Annotated in this window: 20 protein-coding genes; 13 read left to right on the top strand and 7 right to left on the bottom strand. The window is 70.2% G+C overall.

The genetic code is table 11. The features are described from left to right. The first annotated feature begins 115 nt into the window (after positions 1-115). From ACFYTQ_RS19825 to ACFYTQ_RS19790, 8 genes are all read left to right on the top strand, one after another. Positions 116-2,617 carry an ATP-binding cassette domain-containing protein gene (locus tag ACFYTQ_RS19825; protein ID WP_387362706.1) on the top strand — a complete coding sequence of 834 codons (2,502 nt, stop codon included), beginning with the start codon at positions 116-118 and terminating at the stop codon, positions 2,615-2,617. Between the two features lie 58 nt (positions 2,618-2,675). Further along, the gene (locus ACFYTQ_RS19820) at positions 2,676-4,553 is read left to right on the top strand and encodes a hypothetical protein (RefSeq protein WP_387362704.1); all 1,878 of its coding nucleotides are present in this window, start codon (positions 2,676-2,678) and stop codon (positions 4,551-4,553) included. A gap of 271 nt (positions 4,554-4,824) precedes the next feature. Then, positions 4,825-5,268 (top strand): 50S ribosomal protein L13, encoded by a 444-nt coding sequence (gene rplM / locus ACFYTQ_RS19815; RefSeq protein ID WP_387362702.1) that lies wholly within the window; start codon positions 4,825-4,827, stop codon positions 5,266-5,268. After that, positions 5,265-5,774, top strand: coding sequence for a 30S ribosomal protein S9 (gene rpsI / locus ACFYTQ_RS19810; RefSeq protein WP_387362700.1), 510 nt, complete (start codon positions 5,265-5,267; stop codon positions 5,772-5,774). The genes rplM and rpsI overlap by 4 nt, the downstream gene beginning before the upstream one ends. Positions 5,775-5,939: 165 nt before the next feature. Then, positions 5,940-7,307 (top strand): phosphoglucosamine mutase, encoded by a 1,368-nt coding sequence (gene glmM / locus ACFYTQ_RS19805; protein WP_387362698.1) that lies wholly within the window; start codon positions 5,940-5,942, stop codon positions 7,305-7,307. 140 nt (positions 7,308-7,447) lie between these two features. Next, the gene (locus ACFYTQ_RS19800) at positions 7,448-7,771 is read left to right on the top strand and encodes a hypothetical protein (protein WP_387362696.1); all 324 of its coding nucleotides are present in this window, start codon (positions 7,448-7,450) and stop codon (positions 7,769-7,771) included. Further along, complete coding sequence (locus ACFYTQ_RS19795; RefSeq protein WP_387362694.1) at positions 7,768-9,210, top strand: hypothetical protein; 1,443 nt, start codon at positions 7,768-7,770, stop codon at positions 9,208-9,210. The genes ACFYTQ_RS19800 and ACFYTQ_RS19795 overlap by 4 nt, the downstream gene beginning before the upstream one ends. Further along, positions 9,197-10,192 (top strand): hypothetical protein, encoded by a 996-nt coding sequence (locus ACFYTQ_RS19790; RefSeq protein WP_387362692.1) that lies wholly within the window; start codon positions 9,197-9,199, stop codon positions 10,190-10,192. The genes ACFYTQ_RS19795 and ACFYTQ_RS19790 overlap by 14 nt, the downstream gene beginning before the upstream one ends. A gap of 2 nt (positions 10,193-10,194) precedes the next feature. Here ACFYTQ_RS19790 and ACFYTQ_RS19785 read toward each other — a convergent pair whose 3' ends face one another. Further along, positions 10,195-11,847 carry an ABC-F family ATP-binding cassette domain-containing protein gene (locus ACFYTQ_RS19785; protein WP_387362690.1) on the bottom strand — a complete coding sequence of 551 codons (1,653 nt, stop codon included), beginning with the start codon at positions 11,845-11,847 and terminating at the stop codon, positions 10,195-10,197. A 139-nt stretch (positions 11,848-11,986) separates the two neighbouring features. Between ACFYTQ_RS19785 and ACFYTQ_RS19780 the strand changes: the two genes are divergently transcribed. The 3 genes from ACFYTQ_RS19780 (at position 11,987) to ACFYTQ_RS19770 (ending at position 13,137) form a co-directional block, all read left to right on the top strand. Continuing rightward, complete coding sequence (locus ACFYTQ_RS19780) at positions 11,987-12,178, top strand: PspC domain-containing protein (protein ID WP_387362688.1); 192 nt, start codon at positions 11,987-11,989, stop codon at positions 12,176-12,178. Between the two features lie 61 nt (positions 12,179-12,239). Further along, a complete protein-coding gene (locus tag ACFYTQ_RS19775; RefSeq protein ID WP_387362686.1) occupies positions 12,240-12,548 on the top strand; it encodes a DUF6802 family protein in 309 nt (102 codons plus the stop codon). A 64-nt stretch (positions 12,549-12,612) separates the two neighbouring features. Then, positions 12,613-13,137 (top strand): OsmC family protein, encoded by a 525-nt coding sequence (locus ACFYTQ_RS19770; protein ID WP_387362684.1) that lies wholly within the window; start codon positions 12,613-12,615, stop codon positions 13,135-13,137. 4 nt (positions 13,138-13,141) lie between these two features. On the opposite strand, the gene ACFYTQ_RS19765 is transcribed toward ACFYTQ_RS19770, so the two are convergent. From ACFYTQ_RS19765 to ACFYTQ_RS19745, 5 genes are all read right to left on the bottom strand, one after another. Further along, positions 13,142-13,867 (bottom strand): ESX secretion-associated protein EspG, encoded by a 726-nt coding sequence (locus ACFYTQ_RS19765; RefSeq protein WP_387362682.1) that lies wholly within the window; start codon positions 13,865-13,867, stop codon positions 13,142-13,144. Between the two features lie 22 nt (positions 13,868-13,889). Further along, positions 13,890-15,080: a WXG100 family type VII secretion target gene (locus ACFYTQ_RS19760; protein WP_387362680.1), complete on the bottom strand. Its 1,191-nt coding sequence runs from the start codon at positions 15,078-15,080 to the stop codon at positions 13,890-13,892. Beyond that, positions 15,077-15,592, bottom strand: coding sequence for a hypothetical protein (locus ACFYTQ_RS19755; protein WP_387362679.1), 516 nt, complete (start codon positions 15,590-15,592; stop codon positions 15,077-15,079). Before ACFYTQ_RS19755 ends, ACFYTQ_RS19760 begins: the two co-directional genes overlap by 4 nt. 44 nt (positions 15,593-15,636) lie before the next feature. Further along, the gene (locus tag ACFYTQ_RS19750; protein ID WP_387362677.1) at positions 15,637-16,203 is read right to left on the bottom strand and encodes a DUF3558 domain-containing protein; all 567 of its coding nucleotides are present in this window, start codon (positions 16,201-16,203) and stop codon (positions 15,637-15,639) included. Positions 16,204-16,301: 98 nt separating this feature from the next. After that, entirely contained in the window at positions 16,302-17,168 is an 867-nt protein-coding gene (locus tag ACFYTQ_RS19745; protein ID WP_387362675.1) for a dienelactone hydrolase family protein, read from the bottom strand. An 88-nt stretch (positions 17,169-17,256) separates the two neighbouring features. Between ACFYTQ_RS19745 and glmS the strand changes: the two genes are divergently transcribed. Further along, on the top strand, positions 17,257-19,122 hold the full coding sequence (gene glmS / locus ACFYTQ_RS19740) for a glutamine--fructose-6-phosphate transaminase (isomerizing) (protein ID WP_387362673.1): 1,866 nt from the start codon (positions 17,257-17,259) through the stop codon (positions 19,120-19,122). A gap of 203 nt (positions 19,123-19,325) precedes the next feature. On the opposite strand, the gene ACFYTQ_RS19735 is transcribed toward glmS, so the two are convergent. Then, positions 19,326-20,513, bottom strand: a complete 1,188-nt coding sequence (locus ACFYTQ_RS19735; protein ID WP_387362671.1) for an MFS transporter — start codon at positions 20,511-20,513, stop codon at positions 19,326-19,328. A 133-nt stretch (positions 20,514-20,646) separates the two neighbouring features. Here ACFYTQ_RS19735 and ACFYTQ_RS19730 point away from each other — a divergent pair, with 133 nt between their 5' ends. After that, the gene (locus tag ACFYTQ_RS19730) at positions 20,647-21,111 is read left to right on the top strand and encodes a MarR family winged helix-turn-helix transcriptional regulator (protein WP_387362669.1); all 465 of its coding nucleotides are present in this window, start codon (positions 20,647-20,649) and stop codon (positions 21,109-21,111) included. Positions 21,112-21,121 lie beyond the last annotated feature (10 nt).

The raw sequence follows: 21,121 nt of genomic DNA, 5'->3' as shown, positions 1-21,121 counted from the left end.
GCCAACATCCACCCCTCCCCGGGCCGGTCACGTGTGGGTTTCGGACTTCCGACAGGATAATTGCGGGCACCGACGACCCACACCTGTGTCAGGAGTATCGAATATAGTCCGCCACATGGCATCACCGGCGGCGCAGAAGATCACCGTGCGCCATGAGGGAACCGACCGCGTCTTCGACTCCACGCAACGCGTCACCATGGGCCGCGCGCCGGAGGTGACGCTGTTCGTGGACAGCCCGTTGGTCTCGCGCGTGCACGCGACGCTCGCCTGGCAGGGTACTGCGTGGGTGCTCAGCGACAACGGAAGCACCAACGGCGTGTTCGTGGAGGCGCGACGGCTGACCGGACCGGTCCCCATCGACCGCCCCACCCTGGTCCGGCTGGGCGACGCCATCTCCGGACCGCTGCTGCATCTGCTGCCCGCCGCGGTGGGCCGCCCGGATTCCGGTGCGCCGCAACGGCCAGCGCCGCCGCAGCGCACTCCCGTCCCGCCGCAGGCGCGCCCGCACACCCCGCCCGAACAGCGTCCGCAGCCGGTGCCGCCGAATCGTGTTCCGCCGCAACGGCCCACCGCGCAGCCGATCCCGAATTTCAACATGACCGCCAAGGCCGACAGCTCCGCGCTGCCGCCGCTGCGGGCGCGCGCCTCGACGGCCCCGATCGCGCGGGCCGACAAGATCCCGGCGGGCGGGCTCACCATCGGCCGCACCAGCGACAACCAGATCGTGGTCAACGATCCGCTGGCCTCGCGCAAGCACGCGCGGCTGGTGAAGGCGGCCGAGGGCCTGGTGATCGAGGACGTCGGCTCGGCCAACGGCACCTTCGTCAACGGCCGCCGCGAGCAGCGGACCGCGCTGCGCGAGCGCGACATCGTCACCATCGGCAATGTCGACTTCGTCGTCACCGACGGCAAACTCGTGCACCGCAAGAAGCCGGTCGCCGAACAGGGCCTGAACGTGCACGGCGTCGGCTTCGCGGTCGAGGGCAACAAGCAGTTGCTGGTCGATGTGAACCTCGCCGCCGGGCGCGGCACCCTCACCGCGCTCATCGGGCCCTCCGGCGCGGGCAAGTCGACGCTGTCGAAACTCATTGCGGGAACGACCCATCCGTCGGCGGGCGTGGTCACCTTCGAGGGCCGCAACCTGCACGCCGAATACGAGGCCATGCGCAGCCGCATCGGCATGGTCCCGCAGGACGACGTGCTGCACCGCCAGCTCACCGTGCGCCAGGCGCTGGGCTTCGCCGCCGAACTGCGGCTGCCGCCCGACTCCACCAAGGCCGATCGCCAGCGGGTCATCGACGGTGTGCTGAAGGAACTCTCGCTCACCGAGCACGCCGACACCCGGGTCGATCGGCTCTCCGGCGGTCAGCGCAAGCGCGCGTCGGTGGCGCTGGAACTGCTCACCGGCCCGGCGCTGCTGCTGCTCGACGAGCCGACCTCGGGTCTGGATCCGGCGCTGGACCGGCAGGTGATGACCATGCTGCGCGAACTGGCCGACGCCGGGCGCACGGTCATCGTGGTCACCCACTCGGTGGCGTGCCTGGACATGTGCGATCAGGTGCTGCTGCTCGCGCCGGGCGGGAAGACCGCGTTCTGCGGGCATCCGGGCGCGGTGGGGCACTTCCTGGGCACCAGCGATTGGGCCGAGATCTTCGCGCGGGTCGCGGCCGATCCGGATCGGGCCTTCGCCAACTACCGGTCCCGGCAGGCCGCCGCGGTGCCGCCGCCACCACCGGCCGCGCCGCGCGGGGTGGCCGGGCAACCACCGAAATCCAGTGCGTGGAAACAGTTCTCGACATTGTCGCGGCGGCAGGTGCGGTTGATCCTCGCCGATCGGGGATATCTGGCGTTCCTGGTGGTGCTGCCGTTCGTGCTGGGGGTGCTGTCGCTGGTGGTACCGGGCAAGAACGGGTTCGCGCCGGGGCCGTTGGTGCCGTTGCCGGACGGATCGATGGTGCCCAGCGGCGGTGGGGAGACCCAGCAGTTGCTGGTGGTGCTCATCCTCGGGGCATGCTTCATGGGCTCGACGTTGACCGTGCGCGATCTGGTGGGGGAGCGGCCCATCTTCTACCGCGAGCGGGCGGTGGGGCTGCTGCCGTCGGCGTATCTCATGGCCAAGATCATGGTGTTCGGGGTGGCGGCGCTGGTGCAGTCCGCGGTGCTCGTGGGCATCGTGCTGGCGGGCAAGAATCCGCCGGGCAAGGGTGCGATCGTGCCCTCGGGCAGCGTCGAGCTCTACATCGATCTGGCGTTCACGGCCGTGACGTGTGTGGTGATCGGCCTGTTGCTGTCGACGATCGCGAAGTCCAACGAGCAGGTGATGCCGCTGCTGGTGGTGGTGATCATGTGCCAGCTGGTGATGGCGGGCGGCATGATCCCGGTGACCGACCGGATCGTGCTCGAGCAGTTGTCGTATCTGTTCCCCTCGCGCTGGGGCTTCGCCTCGGGCGCGTCGACCGTGGATCTGCGCGGCCTGTTCGCGGGCGCGCAGCCGGACGCGCTGTGGCAGCACAAGCCCGCCTTCTGGCTGCTCGACATCGCGATGTTGCTGGTGCTGACCACGATCCTGTCGTTGCTCACCTGGTCGCGGCTGCGGTTGCGGAAGTCCGCGACGTGACCGGCCGCCCGGCTGCCCCGTCGCGCACGTCTCGCGAACGGCAGGCACACTAGTGCGTGTGACGGCTCGAGTTGGGGCAGTGCATCTCGGCTGGGATGTGGTGTCCGTGGCAGCAGGGGGCGGTGGCATACCGATTCGCCCGGTCCAGGTGGAGGGCACGTATACGCCACCCGCGTACCTGCTGGCGGACGCGTCCGGCCGGTTGCACACCGCCGGTGTGGATCTGCAGCGCTCGGATCTGGGCATCGCCGTCTCCGATGTGCGGGACGTGCTGGGCCATCAGCAGATTCGCATCGCGGGCGCGACCTGGCCGGTGGAACTGGTGTTCCGGGCGCGGCTGTACAACCCGCTGGCCGCGGTGGGCAAGTATCTGCGCGGTAAGCCCGCGGTGGTGGCGCTGCCGTATCCCGACGACTGGCCCGACGAGAAGGTCGACGAGTACTGCCGGTTGGTCGAGCTGCTGGACGTGATCACCGAGCCGTTGCCGGAGTCGGTGGCGCTGTCGGGGTACGTGCGCGCGCTGGGCCTGGTGCATCCGCCCGAGCCCGGCCGCCGCCCGATCGGCGCGACCGGCGTCTACTCCGACGGCCGGATCTGCCTGGTGGTCGCGGTGCACGGCGACGACGAGCAGCCCACCGAATCGGTCGGCGTGCCCATCGCGCCCGAGGCCATGCGCGAGGCGCACGCGGCCGACAACCTGGTCATCGAGGTCATGGCCGCGGCCCGGTCGATCGGCGCGGACACGTCCACGGTCCTGCTCACCGGGAACGTGTGCTTCAACGACGCGCTGCGGCTGGCCTTTCAGAACCATCTGGGCCATCGCCTCCGCGTCGCCGACCATCCCATGCACGCCCTCGCCCTCGGCTCGGCCCATCTGCTGGTCACCGACAGCGAATCCCCGGACAACCCGTATCCGCCCGCGCCGCCGAATCCGGTTCCGCCACACGGAACGACGGGTCCGGGCGGTGCCAGTGCCGCCGCGCCGGGGCAGGGTTACGGTGGTGCCACCGCGCCGCCGAGCGCACCCGGCCCCGGGGTCGTCGGTCCCCCGGGGCAGGGCTTCACGGGTCCGGCCGGGAGCCCCGGTGGCGGAGCGACGGGGATTCCCGGATTCGGGTACGGGGGTGCCGGGCCGACCGGAGGGTTTCCGGGTGCGGCGGGCGTGACCGACAGCGGGCGACATGCTGTGGTCGGGCCCGAGGTCGCGAATCCCGGTGTGCCGGGCCAGGTTTCGGGGCGGCACAGTGTGCGCGCGCCGCAGGGGCCGGTGCTCGATCAGGGGCCGCGGCACGTCGGGACTCCGGAAAGCACTGGGCGGCAAGCAGATTCGCCCCCCGCGGAGGGGCGGCACGCGGCACGGGAGTCGGCGGAGGAGCCCACGACCCGGGTCGATCGGGAGCAGCTGGGCGGACTGGGCGCGTACGCGAGCCGGTTCACCCGGCCGCCGAACCCGGTCGCGGACGCTCCCGCCGAGGACGACGACGAACAGCGCAAGGGCAAGCTCTGGGGCAAGGTGCGCGACAACCTGTTCGGCACCCCCGCCATCGTGGGGGCCGTCGCGCTCGCCGCGGTCGCCCTGCACGCGGGCGGCGAACTCCACCACCTCGCCGACCCGGTGGACGCGACGGCCGCCGTCGACACCCGCACCGGCGCGGCGGTCGAGGCGGCCCCGACCGCTGCCGGGGCCGCCGCCTTCGACGCGCGGTCCGCGACGTTCGACATCCGCTCCGACTTCGGCGCCTGGCCCTCGGTGCAGCGGGCCTCGCGCGTCCCGCCGCGCACCCCCGAATGCGCGCTGACCCCGTACGCCCGCCCGAACACCGGCCCGCACGCCATCGGCGACAAGGACTGCGCCCACCTGGGCGTGGACAACCTGCGCTACCTCGTGCCGACCGTCCCGGGCGTCACCAATCAGGGCCCGCCCACGCGCATCTGAACACCCGTGCACGCGGCCGTCCCCGCGGGTCCCGCAGGCGTCCAGGCGAGCCCGACCAGGGCCGTCCCCGCGCGTCCCACAGGCCGTCCAGGCGAGCCCGCCCGGGCTGATTTCAGGGGACACCGGCCTCGCTGGTATCGTGATCCGCTGGCGTGCGGTACGGCGCGGTTCCATCGTGCCGTCGTACGAGTCCCGGGTCTCCACCGGCCGCCGGGGTCGCTCGACCGCTCACGCCCGGCCGGCAGCCGAACCGACAGACAAGGGATGCACTGTGCCTACGTACAGCCCGAAGGCCGGTGACGTGACCCGCAAGTGGTACGTCATCGACGCCACCGACGTAGTGCTCGGACGCCTTGCCGTGCAGGCAGCCAACCTGCTGCGTGGCAAGACCAAGCCGACCTACGCCCCCAACGTGGATGGTGGCGACTTCGTCATCATCATCAACGCCGACAAGATCGCGATCGCCGGTAACAAGGCCGATCGCAAGTTCATCCACACGCACTCCGGCTTCCCGGGCGGCTTGAAGTCGCGGTCGGTCCGGCAGCTCATGGAGACTCGCCCCGAGCGCGTGGTCGAGAAGGCCATCAAGGGCATGATTCCGAAGAACAAGCTGGGCAACCAGATCGCGGGCAAGCTGAAGGTTTACGCGGGCCCGACGCATCCGCACGCCGCTCAGCAGCCCGTTCCGTTCGAGATCAAGCAGGTGGCCCAGTGACCGCTCCCGAGGAATTCAACGAAGAGATCGTCGCCGAGCCGACCGCCGAGGTCGTCGAGGAGGAGTACGGCTACGAGGCCGACGCCGAGCCCGGCTTCGCCCCCGCCCCGGTGCTCATCGACCGCCCGGTGCAGACCGTCGGCCGCCGCAAGGAGGCCGTGGTCCGGGTCCGCCTGGTCCCCGGTTCCGGTCAGTTCACCCTGAACGGCCGCACGCTGGAGAACTACTTCCCGAACAAGGTGCACCAGCAGCTGGTCAAGTCCCCGCTGGTCACCGTCGAGCGCACCGAGACCTTCGACGTGCACGCCCGCCTGGTCGGCGGCGGCCCGTCCGGTCAGGCCGGCGCGCTGCGCCTCGCCATCGCCCGCGCGCTGATCGAGGTCACCCCCGAGGATCGTCCCGCCCTGAAGCGGGCCGGATTCCTCACCCGTGACCCGCGTGCGACCGAGCGCAAGAAGTACGGCCTCAAGAAGGCCCGCAAGGCCCCGCAGTACTCGAAGCGCTGATCTTGCGACGGGCGCACGGCCCTTTCCGGCACCCAGCCGGTGCCGGAAGGGGTACGGTCGTCCCGTTACCTGTACGAGAGCAGGCGCCCGCGCCGAATGTTTCGGAATCGTCGGGCGCCTGCTCTCGTGCTGTATCGACACCGAAACCAACGCGAGGGCGAGGGAATGCGACGTTTGTTCGGCACCGACGGGGTCCGCGGGCTTGCCAACGAATCGCTGGGTCCTGAACTGGCACTTCATGTTTCGGCCGCGGCGGCGCAGGTGCTCAGCCGGGGCGAGCGGCGGGCGGTGGCCGTGGTGGGCCGCGACCCGCGCGCCAGCGGCGAGATGCTCGAGGCCGCCGTCACGGCGGGCCTGACCTCGGCCGGGGTGAACGTGCTCTCGGTGGGCGTGCTCCCGACGCCCGCGGTGGCCTATCTGACCGCCGAATACGACGCGTGCCTGGGCGTGATGATCTCCGCCTCGCACAATCCCATGCCCGACAACGGCATCAAGATCTTCGCCGCGGGCGGTCACAAACTCGACGACGCGGTCGAGGACCGCATCGAGGAACTGGTGCGCGAGCGCGACTTCCGCCGCCCCACGGGTGCGGGCATCGGCCGGGTGCTCGGCGGGTCCGGCGTGGACGGCCGGGTCGACGCGCACTACAGCCTCGCCGGAACGCACGAACGCTACGTCGAACATCTCGTGGAGGCCGCCGGTCGCGAGCTGAACGGTCTGACCGTCGTCGTCGACTGCGCCAACGGCGCGGCCTCGGACGTGGGCCCGGCCGCCTACCGCGAGGCGGGCGCCCGGGTGATCGCGATCAACGCCGAGCCGAACGGCGTGAACATCAACGACAATTGCGGCTCCACGCATCTCGAGCAGGTCTCGCGCGCGGTCCGCGAATACGGCGCGGATCTGGGTCTGGCCCACGACGGCGACGCCGACCGCTGCCTGGCCGTGGACGCCTCCGGCGCGGTGGTGGACGGCGACGCGATCATGGCGATCCTGGCGCTGGGCATGTTCGAGGCGGGCGAGCTGGCGCACGACACGCTGGTGGCCACCGTGATGAGCAACCTGGGCCTGCATCTGGCGCTGCGCGAGGCCGGAATCACCGTGCGCACCACGGCCGTCGGCGACCGCTACGTGCTCGAGGAGTTGCGCCGCGGCGGATTCACTTTGGGCGGTGAGCAGTCCGGCCACGTGGTCTTCCCGCGCTACGGCACCACCGGCGACGGCATCCTCACCGGCCTCGAACTCATGGCCCGCATGGCCGAAACCGGCCGCAGCCTGGCCGAATTGGCATCCGTGCTGCGGACCGTGCCGCAGGTGCTGGTGAACGTCCCCGTCACCGACAAGACCGCGGTCGCGTCCGCCCCCGAGATCCGCGACGCGGTGGCCGAGGCCGAACGCGTCCTCGGCGAGACCGGCCGAGTCCTGCTCCGGCCCAGCGGGACCGAACAACTCGTCCGGGTGATGGTCGAGGCCACCGACCAGGACCGCGCCCGTTCCCTCGCCGACGACCTGGCCAAACGGGTGGCGTCCCTGTAACCGGACGAAAGTCCGGAATGGAATTTTCGCCGGTGGTGGGTGACACTGGAGGAGATCGGGAGCACCGCCTCCTACCACGAAGTATGGTGGACGCTAATCACTCTGCGACAGCGCAAGCTTGGGTTCCGTGAGGGGGAACAGTGAATACGCTGAAGCTCGATCCGGCGGCAATGGCTACCTACACCGCCATCGCGGATACCGTCTCGCGGCAACTCGCCTCGGCCTCGGCGACCGCGGCCGGGGCGGTGAATCCGGGCCGGTTGTCGGCCGACCTCGGTTTGGTGGGCGCGGATTTCGCGGCCCGCTTCACCGCCGCGGTCTCCGAGCACGCGCAGGCGTTGTCGACCGCGAGCCAGCTCGTCGCCGCCTACGGGCAGGTGCTGCGCGAGAGCAGCACGGCCGCCCAGGGCACCGACGACGCCTCGGCGGGCGCGATCACGAACACCGGTGAGGTGATCGCATGAGGTCCGTGCTGCGGCGGCGGCCGACCGAAACGGTCGTCCAATCACCCACCACCACAACCGATCCCACCGTCGATCCGCCGATCGTGGCGACCCTGGTCCGCCCGCTGTTGCAGCTGCGCGCCTCGCTGGGCACCGGCCGCGCCGCGCCCGACGAGACCATCGCCGCCGCCCTGTCCAACTCCTCGGCGCAGGCCGCCGACACCGAGGCCCCGCACCGCGAGGGTGTGCACGCGGTCGAGTCCACCTGGGTCGGTGCGGGCGCGGACGCCGCGGTGCCCGCCCTGCGCACCACCCAGACCCAGATCGGCGACATCTCCGATCGCGGCCCGGCGTATCTGGCCGTGCTGTCCGACGCGCACGCCACCAGCGCCCGCGCGGCCCAGCAGGTCGATCAGATCATCGCCGATTTCCGGCGCGACGCCCGCACGATCCTCGGCAACGCCACCGCCGCGCCGGACACCGACGCCGTCATCACGCGCGCGACTCAGGCACTGCGCGATGCCATTTCGGCCGTCCAGTCCGCCCGCACCGAGATGGACGGGCACAGTCAGCGCCTGTCGGACATGGGTCCGCTGACCGTGACCCAGCCCGCGGGGCTGTCGGATTCGTCGTCCCCGTCGCCGGCCTACACGACGCCGAGCACCTACAGCGACGGCGGTACCGGCTACGAGTACGACACGCCGCAGTACGGCGCCGCGCCGAACCGGGTGCCGCTGGATCCGGCCCAGGCCGCGCAACTTCAGTTGCAGCAGCAGCTGATTCAGGCCGGGGTGCAGGTGGGCACGGCCGCGATCAACGCGGGCGTGGACATCGGCACCCACCTGATCGACAAGATCGCCGAGGTCGGCACGCACGCGATGGACACCGTCGCGGCGTCGGTCGACAAGGTGGTCGACAAGGCCGTGCCCGAACTCATCCATCCGGGCTCGACGACCAACGGTGACAGCTCGACCGGGGCCGCGTCGTCCTCCTCCGACGGCGGATCGAAGGTGTTCGACTTCGGCGGCACGGGCGGCGGCGCCTCCTCCTCGGGGCAGTCGGCCCCGAGCACCGCCAATCCCGGTGCGGTGCTTCCGGTCTCGCCGACTCCGCCGCAGAGTCAGCCCGCCGGGCCCAAACCGGTGCCCGCACCCGACCCCGAACCGGTCGCGCCCCCGCCCGCCGCGGCGAGCGAACCCGCGCCCGCGCCCATGCCGAATCCCGATCCGCCCGTGGCCGCCCCGGCCCCGGTGTCGCCCGATTCGGGTCAGCCCGGCCAGTCCGGTCAGTCCGGTCAGCCCGGTGTCACCGGCGGCCTGGCGATGCCGCCGAGCACCGGCAACGACTCCGAACACAAGCCGCGCGGCGACGGCCAGCTCGGCGTGACGGTGCCCGCGAATGTCGCGGAGGAGATGGTTCCGGCCGCCGTCATCGGCGACTTCGGCGATGACACGATCTGATCCGGGCGACCACGAATCCGGGCAGGGCAATCCGTTCGACCTGGGGCTGCCGATGCTGCGCACCCCGGCGCGGCGCGGCGGCAAACGCAAGCGCCCGGGCCGCCGGGCGCCCCGCCGCCGCGAGGAGCCGAACGGTCCTGCGCCCGAACCACTTCCGATCGCCGACGAGTCGGCCTACGAATCGGGCGACTGGGAGCAGTGGCTGGATTCGGGACCCGACGACCGGCGTGCCGCGCTCGCGCCGGAGGACGACGAGGACCACGACCCGCGTGAGCGACCGCGCTCCCACGACTACGATCCGCCGGACGATCTGGTCGACAAGTCCGCGCTGGTCCCCACCCTCATCGATCGCTCGGGCGGCAACCCCGGTCCGCGCCTGCGCCACCCGCGCCGACCCCGGCGGGACAATCGGCGCGGCGACAAACTGATCGCGGCCATGGTCATGATCGGGCTCGGCGTGGTCGTGATCGCGGTGCTGCTCACCGTCATTCACACCGGCAAACGCGCCAAACCCGCGGCCACCGTCACCCGGCCGGTCCCCGCGCACACGTCGACTCCGGCCGCCTCGTCCGCCGCCCCCACCTCGGCCGCCCCGGCGGGCTCGGTGGCGGCCGACGGCTGCGAGCAGCGCCGCACCGCCGATATCGTCTCCGGCACCGATCCGGGCGGCACCGGCAGCGGTCCCGACACCATCCTCGCCTTCGAACGCGCCTACTACGTGCAGCGGTCCGGTTTCGCGGCGCGCGCGGTCGTCGCCGACGACGCGAAAGTGCGGACCGCCGAGGAGATTCAGCGCGGCATCAACCAGATTCCGGTCGGCACCCGCTACTGCGTGCAGATCACCCGGGCGGGCGACGAGGGCCAGTGGGAGGTCCGCCTGACCCAGCAGAAGCCCGACGAACAACCGCAGACCTTCACCCAGATCATCACCACCAAGACCATCGCCAACCGCACTCTGATCGCGGATATCGCGGCGGGCTGAGGTCAGGACTCCTCGGACAACCGGCCGCGCTCGACGTGCCAGCGGCGGGTGGCGCGCACGGTGTCCAGCATCCGGCGGTCGTGGGTGACCAGTAACAGTGTGCCGGGGAAGGATTCGACGGCCTGCTCGAGCTGTTCGATGGCGGGCAGGTCGAGGTGGTTGGTGGGTTCATCGAGCACCAGCAGGTTGACCCCGCGCGCCTGCAACAGCGCGAGGGCGGCGCGGGTGCGCTCGCCCGGCGACAGGGTTTCGTTGGGGCGCAACACATGTGGGCCGCGCAGACCGAACTTCGCCAGCAACGTGCGGACCTCGGCGTCGGGCCAGTCGGGGATCTGCGCGCCGAAGGTCGCCGCGAGGGTGGCCGGGCCGCGGAACAGCCCGCGCGCCTGATCCACCTCGCCGATCGCCACGCCGGAACCGAGGGTGGCGGTGCCCTCGTCCGGGCGCACCCGGCCCAGCAGCAACCCCAGCAGCGTCGACTTGCCCGAGCCGTTGGCGCCGGTGACCACGATGCGGTCGCCCCAATCCACTTGCGCGGTAACGGGTCCCAGCGTGAAGTCGCCGCGGCGCACCGTGGCGCCGGTGAGCGTCGCGACCACGGATCCGCTGCGCGGGGCGGCCGCGATGGACATGCGCAGCTCCCACTCCTTGCGCGGCTCCTCCACCGCGTCGAGGCGTTCGATGCGGCGCTGGGTCTGACGCACCTTCGACGCCTGCTTCTCGGTGGATTCTGCGCGCATCTTGCGACCGGCCTTGTCGGAGTCCAGCTTTCGTGGATCGCGGGCCTTGCGCCGGGCGTTGCGAACGCCGTGTTCGAGCCAGTTGCGCTGGGTCTGCATGCGGTTCTCCAGCGCTGCCTTGGTGTCGGCGTACTCCTCGTACGCCTCCCGGGCGTGCCGCCGGGCGATCTCGCGTTCGGCCAGATAGGACTCGTAGCCGCCGTCGTAGCTGCCGACCTGCTGCTGCGCGAGATCCAGCTCGACGACGCGATTCACGGTGCGCGCCAGGAACTCTCGATCGTGGCTGACGATCACCAGCGGCGCCCGCACCCCGGCGACGAACTGTTCCAGCCGTGCCAGGCCGTCGAGATCGAGATCGTTGGTGGGCTCGTCGAGCAGCAGGATGTCGAAGCGCGACAACAACACCGACGCCAGGCCTGCGCGGGCGGCCTGACCGCCGGACAGCACGGTCATCGGGGTGTCCAGGCCGTGCGGGAGGCTGTCGATCAGGCCGAGGTCGGCGGCCACCTCCGCGGCGCGCTGTTCGAGATCCGCGCCGCCCAGGGCCAGCCAGCGTTCCAGTGCGGGGGAGTAGTCGTCCGCGCCGCCGTCGGCGAGCCGTTCGGCGGCGTCGTCCATGATCCGTTGCGCCGCGGCGACTCCCGTGCGCCGGGACAGGAAACCCAGCACGGTCTCGTCGGGGACCCGTTCGGGTTCCTGCGCGAGATAGCCGATGGTGGCGTCGGGCGGGCTGAGGACGATCTCGCCGGTGGGCGGGCGCTGCCCGGCGAGCATGCGCAGCAGCGTGGACTTGCCCGCGCCGTTCATGCCGACCAGGCCGATCACGTCGCCGGGCGCCAGCACCAGATCCAACTCGGTGAACAGGGTGCGTTCGCCGTGCCCGGCCGACAGCCCGCGTGCGTGCAGAGTGGTCACCTCGACAGTGTGCCGGGGTCGGGGTGCGACCCTGAGGCCGGGCCGCCGGAAATCAGGGTGCCGATCGGTCCCCTGCCCGATGCGGCGTCGGGCGGCCCTCGCGCACAGTGGAAGAGTACCTCGACAGAAGGAGAATTCGATGACCGTCCCCACCCGCCGCCTCACCCGGACGCCGGACGACAAGTGGATCGCGGGCGTCTGCGGCGGCATCGCCCGGTACTTCGGCTGGAACGCCGGCATCGTGCGGCTGCTGTTCGTGCTGTCGTGCCTGCTGCCCGGGCCGCAGTTCATCGTGTATCTCGTGCTGTGGGTGATCATTCCGAAGTACTGAGGGCGGCCCGGCTCGCATAGGATGGGCAGACATCTCGACGCACGTCCCCGAGGAGCCGCACATGATCTCATCAGGCGATCTGCCGGGCCTTGATCTGCCGAACGCCGACGCGCACTCCGACCTCGGCGGCCTCGGCCCGGTGGAACTGCACGATCCGACGCAGGACCTGACCGGTGACGGCATCCCCGACACCGAGACGGTCCACGGCGCGCACGCCATGGAGGTCTGGACCGATATGGACCACGACGGCACCGCCGACCACGTCTCGATCGTCGACGACGACGGCGATTACGCCGCATGGGAATTCCATCACAACCCCGACGGCACCACCGAGTGGGTGCGCACCGATCAGGGCCACATCGGCAAGTAGCGCGTTTCGCTCAGCGCGACGACAACCCTCCTCGCGCCCGGCTCGTCGTCCTAGCCTCACCGAGATGACGACAGAAGTGGGCAACGCGCTCAACGACATCACCGAGGCGACCGCGCGGGCGGTCGCGCAGGATCCGGGCAACGCCGCGGTCGTGTTCGCCGCGTCGGGCCGGCCCGAGGGCACGGTCGGGACCGTGGTCACGGCCGGACGGCACACCGTGCGGGTGGACGAGCCGCCGAGCCTGGGCGGCGACGACACCGCGGCCAATCCGGTGGAGGTCTACCTCGCCGCGCTCATCGCCTGCCACACCGTCACCTACCGGTTCTGGGCGCAGCGGCTCGGCATCGCCGTCGCCGATCTCGCGATCGAGGCCGAGGGCGATCTGGATGTGCGCGGCTTCTTCGGACTCGACGACGCGGTGCGGCCGGGTTTCCAGAAGGTGCGGCTGACCGTGCGCGTGACCGGACCCGAATCGGCGGACCGCTACGCCGAACTGCATCGGGCCGTCGAAAAGCACTGCCCCGTACTGGATCTCACCGCCGCGCCGACGCCGGTCGAATCCACGCTCGTCACAACGGTTTCCGCGTAGCCGTTCACCACGGTTCGTCCGCGTCGTCGCGCAGCCGGCGCAGGGCCTGATCGAACCAGCCGGAGAACAGGGCGGTCAGGTCCGCGGTGCCGGCGGGGCGGACGGTGAGATGTTCGCGGGTGCACTGCTGGAGATAGCGGCCGTCGTCGGCGACGTCGATCCACTGGGCGGTGTACCAGGGCTCGGCGGCGTTGTGGAGGTATCCGGCCAGCAGACCCGCCGCCCCGCCGCCGTCGGCCGGGCGCTTCGCCAGCCGACGATATCCGGCGGCGTCGGTGGCGTCCGCGAGGTGGAAGGTCGCCGGTTGCGCGGTCCCCGCCGGGAACGTCGGCAGGATGTGCGCGAGCCGCGGGGCCAGTTGCTCGGTGGGGAACAGGCGGCAGCGGATGCGGCCGTGACTGTCGTCGCCCGCGGTCTGGGTCACCAGCACCGCGTGATTCGCGTCGCGCGCGCCCACGATGCGGTACTCGCGCGGCACCCCCTTGCCGAGAGTCGTGGAGCTGCCCAGGATCTCGACGCGCAGCTCGCAATTGGTGAGCGTGTGGAAGGCGAGCCGGATGAGTTGGGTTTCCTCGGCGTCGTAGCGCGCGCGGACCGCCGTCCGGTGCGCGGCCACCTCGTCGTTGCTGGGGAATCGGCTGGTGTAGGAGATCAGCGGCGGAAACCGATCGTTCGCGTCGCTGTACCACAGGACCGCGAAATCATCCGGATCCCAATCCCATTCGGGCATTCGTGTCTGTCCTGTCGTGCGGCTACCGCTGCGGTGGTTCGGGTTGATCGTGGTCGCCTCCGATCACACCGCCCGGGATGGTCCGGGGAGGCTTCCCGAGGAGCTCCTCGGTGTTGTCCATGTTCTTGAGCCAGTCGGGGGTGTCGTGCGTGTTCTCGTCGTCCTCGGATTTGCCTCTGCCGCCGGGCATTCCGGGCAGGCCCATCCCGGGCGTCCCCGGGTTCCCCGCCCGCGCCGCGGCCGCGGCCGCCGCCGGTGTGCCGACTCCCGGCGCCCCGGGCACGCTCCGGCCCGGCGCGTTGACCGAGGATCCGCCCCCCGAGCCCCCGCCCCCGCCGGGGAAGCCGCCGGTACCCGGCACGCCCCCGCCACCGGAACCCGGTGCGCCCGAACCGATTCCGGCGGGACGAGTGGAGGCCCCATGATCCGAGCCCGTCGCGGAGGCGGGATCGATGCCGGTACCGCCGGGCTGAACCGAGGCGGGATCGGTCGGCGTCGCGTGATCGCCGGAGGGATTCGGCGCGTCCCGCCCGGGATCGACCTCGTCCAATCCCGGGACGGGACCGTCACCCGAATGACCCCCGCTATCCCCCGGATTCGGCCCAGAACTCGGCTTACCCCCACCGTCGTCGGTGCCGCCGTTGCGCCCCGCTATCTCGGCCGTGTACAGCGGGTTGGTGGGGCTGACGGGTTGCGGCAGCACGGGGATCCGGCTGTCGGCGGTCTTGAAATCGGTGAGGTAGTAGTTGCGCATGGCCTCGCGGGCGTGATCGCGAGCAGCGTCGATGGACTTGCGGGAGCGGGGGCCGTTACCCCAGCCGTCGGGGTTCCAGAAGTGCCAGCCTACGGAGTTGTGGGGTTCGGTTACGTTGGCTTTGGTGTTGTCGACGCCGGTTACCGCGGTGGTGACCGTTTGGGACAAGGCACTCAGGGCTGGGGCCAAGTCGAGGGCTCGTTGGGCGTAGGTGTCGATGGCCTGGCGGGACGCTTCGGCGGCGGGGCCCTCCCAGGCGGCGGCGCTGGAACGCCGTATGCGCGTGGCGAATTCGGTAACGGTGGTTTCCCACGTTGCGGCGAGCCTTTGATAGTTCCCGGCCGCCGTATAGGCGTCGGACGTGTTCTGCGGGTTGAAGGCTCGATAGATAGCCCAGTGCTCGAGGGCGTCCGGATTTTCACCGCCGGATATCTGCGGGGGTTCGTTGGGGATCGTCATCGCCATTTACCGTCCGGTTGCTGAATCGGTCCTTGGACCAGGCCTGGGAGGATCTTGCTGGGCGGCATACTTGCCGACACCTCGTTGTACCTGGCCGCGAACTCTTGATCCGCTTCGATGTACTTCTGCGCGATCGTGCGGTGCAGTTGTTGCAGGTCGTCGACGATCTTGTAGTGCTGGTCCAATATGTTGTACAGGTTGTTGTCGCCCGCATCGCCACTCCCGTTCACCGAGCCCGCCTTCGCCCGGAACCGATGGACCAGAATGCGAGCCGACGGCAGAATGTCCTGATCCTCACCGAGCCCCCAATGTTCTTGATGAGCAAGGTTTCTCGCGATCAGTTGCAGCTGCCGGATCGCGTCCTTGAAGGCCGCGCAGTCGCGATCGATATAGGCAAATTCCTCGGCGTTCAAACGCACGTCGGAGTTGAATCGGACCCTGAGGTGACCCGCCTCGGCCTCTTTGATCAGCGCCTCCAACGGCGTCGGTGCCGAGGGTTTGTCATCGGTCATTGCAGGTCTCCTCCCGTGACGGAGCGGCGTAACGCTCGGCGGCCTCAGGCGGATGCGGGAATCAGGGGCACGACCTTACCGGCGAGGTTCTTCCCCAGTTCGCAGGTGTCCATGTTGCCGGTCTTCCGATTCGAGGCCGGGTTGTCCAGCGAGAACTCCACGCTCCCTCCCTTGAGGTCGACGTTGAGGATGCAGATGTGCTTGGTGTCGGGCTCGTCGTTGTCGTGGTAGGTCAGTGCCGGGCGCCCGCCGATCGTGAGTTCTTCCGCCACGGTGAATGCGCGATTTTCGCGGATCATCTGCAAGGTGATGTTGGTCGTTCGGATGGAGGCCGCATAGCCGTCCGATACAACCCACTGGCAACCGCGCCACTGAGTACCGCCGCTGCCATCGGAGTTCGCGCTGATCCGGCTGTGCAGCTGCTCCGTGTCGAGCACGGACTGCGGAATGGAGCACGGATCGAATGCTGTTGGCGCGGGCGCGAGCCTGGTCGACGAGGCCTGCGGGGAATCAGCCGTCGGAGGACCGTCGGAGTGCGATCCGCATCCGGTCACTGTCACGACCAAGGCCGCCGCGACCGCACCGGGAATCGAATTTCCCCACCTGCTCATCGCACCCTCTCGATTCGACTGTCGCACAGGACGACCGGATCGGCCCCCCTTCACCTGGTCCTGACCGTACCGCCCCACCCCCCACCAGGCAATCGCCCCTACTTCCGCAACAACTGAACAGCCTGCAACAGTTGCCGTTTCGACGGCGCCTCCACCTCCGGCTCCGGCGCGGCGTGCGGATCGACCAATTGCGTATGCGGCACAACCGCTTCCGGGTCCGCGAAGGGCTTGTAGGTCTTGTCGCCGAGGAGTTGGTGCACGAGGTAGCCGACCAGCACGGCGCGGGTGGTGCGTTCGGTGCGGGGCTCGTGTTTGCTCGCGCCGAGGGCGGCGAGGGCGCGGCGGCCCTCGATGATGCCGTTGTGGGAGGCCTTGTCGATCGTGCGGAGGATGGCGGGGCCGCCCCAGGCGGCGGCGAGGGGGACGGCGTTGCAGCTCAGGGAGTCGAGGTCGGCGGCTCCGGCGACGATGAGGGCGGGGGTTTCGATGTCGGGGGCTAGGGATTCGGCGGAGGGGGCGGTGGGGGCGGGGTAGAGGGCGGCGACGGCGGCGACCTTGCGTTGGGCGGCCGCGATGACGGCGGCTCCCGCGCCCATGCCGTGTCCGGCCAGGGCGAGGCGGTCGGGGTGGACGCTGATCCTGCCGTCGCCCAGGCGAACTCCGTTGCAGATGTCGAGCGTGGTGAGCAGATCGGTCGCGAGGTTCAGATGTGACGGAATCGGCCCGCGCTCGGTATCGGGGGCGGCCGCGACGAAACCCCAGGACGCGAGGTGCTCGAGCAGCTTGCGATAGTTGCCGACCCCGGTCAGCCAGCCGTGGCCGAAGACGACCGCGGGCAGGTTCAGCCCGCTCTCGGGAGTGAACACCACCCCCGGCTGACCGGTGATGCCCAGGTTGCCGCGCATGACCCGGTGTGGTCCGGGACCGGCCAGAGAGCTCAGGAGCGATTTCACAGACGCCGACACGGACTCGAACTTAACCGATCACCCCGGCACACACCGCGCGTCGCCGTCCGATGCGCGTCCGCGCCGCCGCCCAGTACGCTGAGTACCCATGTGCGGAATCGTGGGCTACGTCGGTTACCGGGACGCGCTGGGCGTAGTCGTGGACGCGCTGCGCCGCATGGAGTACCGAGGATACGACTCCGCGGGGGTGGCGATCCTCGACGGCTCGGGCGGCATCGCGGTGGAACGCAAGGCCGGCCGCCTGGCCAATCTGGAGGCCGAACTCGGCGCGTCGGGCGCCGCGGCGTTCGCGGGCAGCACCGGCATGGGCCACACCCGCTGGGCCACGCACGGCGCGCCGACCGACCGCAACGCCCACCCGCATCGCGACGCCACCGGCAAGGTCGCGGTCGTGCACAACGGCATCATCGAGAACTTCGTCCCGCTCCGGCGTGAACTCGAGGAGGCCGGGGTCGAGTTGCGCAGCGACACCGACACCGAGGTCGCGGTGCATCTGGTCGCGCGCGCCTACGCGGCGGGCCCGACCGCGGGCGATTTCGTGGGCAGCGCGCTGGCCGTGCTGCGGCGGCTCGAGGGCGCGTTCACGCTGGTCTTCACGCACGCCGATCATCCCGGCACGATCGTGGCCGCGCGGCGCTCGACGCCGCTGGTGGTCGGGGTGGGCCAGGGCGAGATGTTCATCGCCTCGGATGTGACGGCGTTCATCGAGCACACCCGCGAGGCCGTCGAACTGGGTCAGGACCAGGCCGTCGTGATCACCGCCGACAGCTACACCGTCACCGACTTCCACGGCGAGGACGGCGTGTCGACCCGGCCGTTCACCATCGACTGGGATCTGGCCGCCGCCGAGAAGGGCGGGCACGACTACTTCATGCTCAAGGAGATCGAGGAGCAGCCCGGCGGCGTCGCCGACACCCTGATCGGGCATTTCGCCGAGGGCCGGATCGTGCTGGACGAGCAGCGGCTCGCCGATCAGGAACTGCGCGAATTCGACAAGGTCTTCGTGGTCGCCTGTGGCAGTTCGTATCACGCGGGCCTGCTGGCCAAGTACGCGATCGAGCATTGGACCCGGCTGCCGGTCGAGGTCGAGCTGGCCAGCGAATTCCGTTATCGGGACCCGGTTCTCGATCGTTCGACGCTGGTGGTGGCGATCTCGCAGTCCGGGGAGACCGCCGACACGCTGGAGGCCGTGCGGCACGCCAAGGATCAGAAGGCGCGCGTGCTGGCCATCTGCAACACCAACGGCGCGCAGATCCCGCGCGAGTCCGACGCCGTGCTCTACACCCGCACCGGGCCGGAGATCGGCGTCGCCTCGACCAAGGCGTTCCTCGCGCAGATCACCGCGAACTATCTGGTGGGCCTGGCCCTGGCCCAGGCGCGCGGCACCAAGTACCCCGACGAGGTGGCCCGCGAGTTCGCCGAGCTGGAGGCGATGCCGAAGCTGGTCGAGCGGGTCCTCGAGACCGCGCCCCAGGTGCGGGCCATCGCGCGGCAGTTCGCGCATCAGTCCACGGTGTTGTTCCTCGGCCGCCACGTCGGCTACCCCGTCGCGCTCGAGGGCGCGCTCAAACTCAAGGAACTGGCGTACATGCACGCCGAGGGCTTCGCCGCGGGCGAACTCAAGCACGGCCCGATCGCCCTGATCGAGGAGGGCCTCCCGGTGATCGTGGTCATGCCCTCCCCGAAGGGCCGCGCGGTGCTGCACTCCAAGCTGCTCAGCAATATCCGCGAGATCCAGGCGCGGGGGGCGCGCACGATCGTGATCGCGGAGGAGGGCGACGACACCGTCCGGCCGTTCGCCGATCACCTGATCGAGATTCCGGCGGCGCCGACGTTGTATCAGCCGTTGTTGTCGACGGTGCCGTTGCAGGTGTTCGCGGCCGAGGTGGCTCAGGCGCGGGGGTATGACATCGACAAGCCGCGCAACTTGGCGAAGTCGGTCACCGTGGAGTAAGGGGCTGGCTTCGCGCCCGTTTCGTCTTGGGTCCTGTCGTCGTCTCGGATCTTCTTCTCGCCCTTGACGGTTCGTCGTCTGGACCTGCGCTGTGCCCTCGCTCGGATCTTCGCTGCCGCCCCTGGCCCCGTCCCGTGTGCCTCGGCTCGGCGGCTAACCGCTTGTGCCCGAAGCTTTTTCGGGCAAGAGCCTACTCGCTCCGATCAATTGCCAACGCCGACAAGGTCTTCGCTCGAAGGCTCGCGCGATTCGCGTCGCTCCAACAGCCCCGAGGCGACGGCCAGCATGACGGCGCTGCCGGAGAGGGCGACGCCGACCCAGTTGGTGGCCGGGTAGCCGAAGCCCGCGTCGATGACCAGGCCGCCGAGCCAGGCGGCTAGGGCGTTGCCGAGGTTGAAGGCGCCGATATTGAGGGCCGAGGCGAGGGTGGGGGCGGTGGCGGCGTAGTCGAGGACGCGCTTCTGGAGGGGTGGGACCGTGGCGAAACCCAGTGCGCCGATGAGCATTACGGTGACGGCCGCGGCGAACTTGTTGTGCGCGGTGACGGTGAACAGGGCCAGCACCAGCGCGAGGCCGGTCAAGGTGAGGTAGAGCATCGGCATGAGGTGCCGGTCGGCGTAGCGGCCGCCGAGCAGGTTGCCGATGAGGAAGCCGACGCCGAACAGGGCCATGATCCAGGTGACCGAACTCTCCGCGTAACCGGTCACATCGGTCATCATCGGCGCGAGATAGGTGAGCGCCGCGAAGACGCCGCCGAAGCCGAGCACGGTCATCGCCATGGCGAGGACGACCTGCGGATTACGCAGCACCGCAAGCTCTTTCCGCAGCCGGGCCCCGGGCTGGGCGGGTTGATCGGGAACCAGCGCGGCCACCCCGGCGAAGGCGATCGCCCCGACCACCGCGACGAGCGCGAACGCCAGTCGCCAGCCGAAGTGCTGACCCAGCAGCGTGCTCAGCGGCACGCCGACGATCGCCGACACGGTCAGACCGGTGAACATCATCGCGATCGCCCCGGCCCGGCGATCCGGTCGGACCAGACTGCCCGCGACGATCGATCCGATCCCGAAGAACGCCCCGTGCGCCAGCGACGCCACGATCCGCCCGGTGAGCATCAGCCCGAAACTCGGTGCGGCCGCCGAGAGCGCGTTACCGCCGATGAGCAGGCTCAGGCTGATCAACAGCATGCGCTTGCGGGACACGCGGGTGCCGAGTCCGGTCATCACGGGCGCGCCGGCCAGCACGCCGAGCGCGTAACCGCTGACCAGCCATCCGGCGGTCGGAATCGAGACGCCGAAGCCGTCGGCGATTCCCGGGAGCAGGCCGACCACGATGAATTCGGTCGTGCCGATGGCGAACGCCCCGACGGTCAGGGCGAGCAGTGCGAGCGGCATGGATGCGCCTCCCAAAGCAATGCGTACGAGTATTACAGGCGTAGACAATAGTTGCACACGCCTGTTAGATGCAAGCGCATGTTGTTTCCGGGCGATGGTTATCCTGGAGGCGGACCCCACGCAGGAGGAACACATGACCGCGGACGCCGCGCTCACCGGCCTCGCCGACGGCTGGTACGCCCTGTCGGTGCTGCACGATCGCATCGAATCGCGCATCGAACGCGCCCTACAGTCGGGTCACGGCTTGAGCGTGCGCGAATTCTCGCTGCTCGTGGTGCTGAGCCGACAGCACAGCGGACCGGGTGGGCATCTGCGGATGAACCAGGTCGCCGAGTCGGTGGCCCTGAGCCAGAGCGCGACGACGCGATTAGTCACCCGCCTCGAGGACCGCGGCCTGCTCCAGCGCTACCTGTGCCCCGACGATCGGCGCGGCATCTACACCGACGTCACCGCCACCGGCCTGGCACTCCTGGAACAGGCCCGCCCCACCCACGACGACGCCCTTTCCTCCGAACTCCGCCAAGCCGCCGCAGACCCCGAACTGGCCCCCCTGGTCTCGGCCGTGGAAGCCCTGAACACCACCGCCACCACCCGCTGACCCAACCCAG

Origin of the sequence: Nocardia sp. NPDC004068, assembly GCF_042874315.1 — a bacterium.
In the GTDB taxonomy this organism is placed as follows: domain Bacteria; phylum Actinomycetota; class Actinomycetes; order Mycobacteriales; family Mycobacteriaceae; genus Nocardia.
Note: the sequence above shows the minus strand (reverse complement) of the source record. Positions and strands in the feature narration are given on the sequence as shown.

Bases quoted from the DNA above. Each gene is read 5' to 3' on its own strand.
- ACFYTQ_RS19825 (WP_387362706.1), top strand. From the start codon at position 116: ATGGCATCACCGGCGGCGCAGAAGATCACCGTGCGCCATGAGGGAACC.
- glmM (WP_387362698.1), top strand. From the start codon at position 5,940: ATGCGACGTTTGTTCGGCACCGACGGGGTCCGCGGGCTTGCCAACGAA.
- ACFYTQ_RS19795 (WP_387362694.1), top strand. From the start codon at position 7,768: ATGAGGTCCGTGCTGCGGCGGCGGCCGACCGAAACGGTCGTCCAATCA.
- ACFYTQ_RS19790 (WP_387362692.1), top strand. From the start codon at position 9,197: ATGACACGATCTGATCCGGGCGACCACGAATCCGGGCAGGGCAATCCG.
- ACFYTQ_RS19780 (WP_387362688.1), top strand. From the start codon at position 11,987: ATGACCGTCCCCACCCGCCGCCTCACCCGGACGCCGGACGACAAGTGG.
- ACFYTQ_RS19775 (WP_387362686.1), top strand. From the start codon at position 12,240: ATGATCTCATCAGGCGATCTGCCGGGCCTTGATCTGCCGAACGCCGAC.
- ACFYTQ_RS19770 (WP_387362684.1), top strand. From the start codon at position 12,613: ATGACGACAGAAGTGGGCAACGCGCTCAACGACATCACCGAGGCGACC.
- ACFYTQ_RS19765 (WP_387362682.1), bottom strand. From the start codon at position 13,867: ATGCCCGAATGGGATTGGGATCCGGATGATTTCGCGGTCCTGTGGTAC.
- ACFYTQ_RS19760 (WP_387362680.1), bottom strand. From the start codon at position 15,080: ATGACGATCCCCAACGAACCCCCGCAGATATCCGGCGGTGAAAATCCG.
- ACFYTQ_RS19755 (WP_387362679.1), bottom strand. From the start codon at position 15,592: ATGACCGATGACAAACCCTCGGCACCGACGCCGTTGGAGGCGCTGATC.
- ACFYTQ_RS19750 (WP_387362677.1), bottom strand. From the start codon at position 16,203: ATGAGCAGGTGGGGAAATTCGATTCCCGGTGCGGTCGCGGCGGCCTTG.
- glmS (WP_387362673.1), top strand. From the start codon at position 17,257: ATGTGCGGAATCGTGGGCTACGTCGGTTACCGGGACGCGCTGGGCGTA.
- ACFYTQ_RS19735 (WP_387362671.1), bottom strand. From the start codon at position 20,513: ATGCCGCTCGCACTGCTCGCCCTGACCGTCGGGGCGTTCGCCATCGGC.
- ACFYTQ_RS19730 (WP_387362669.1), top strand. From the start codon at position 20,647: ATGACCGCGGACGCCGCGCTCACCGGCCTCGCCGACGGCTGGTACGCC.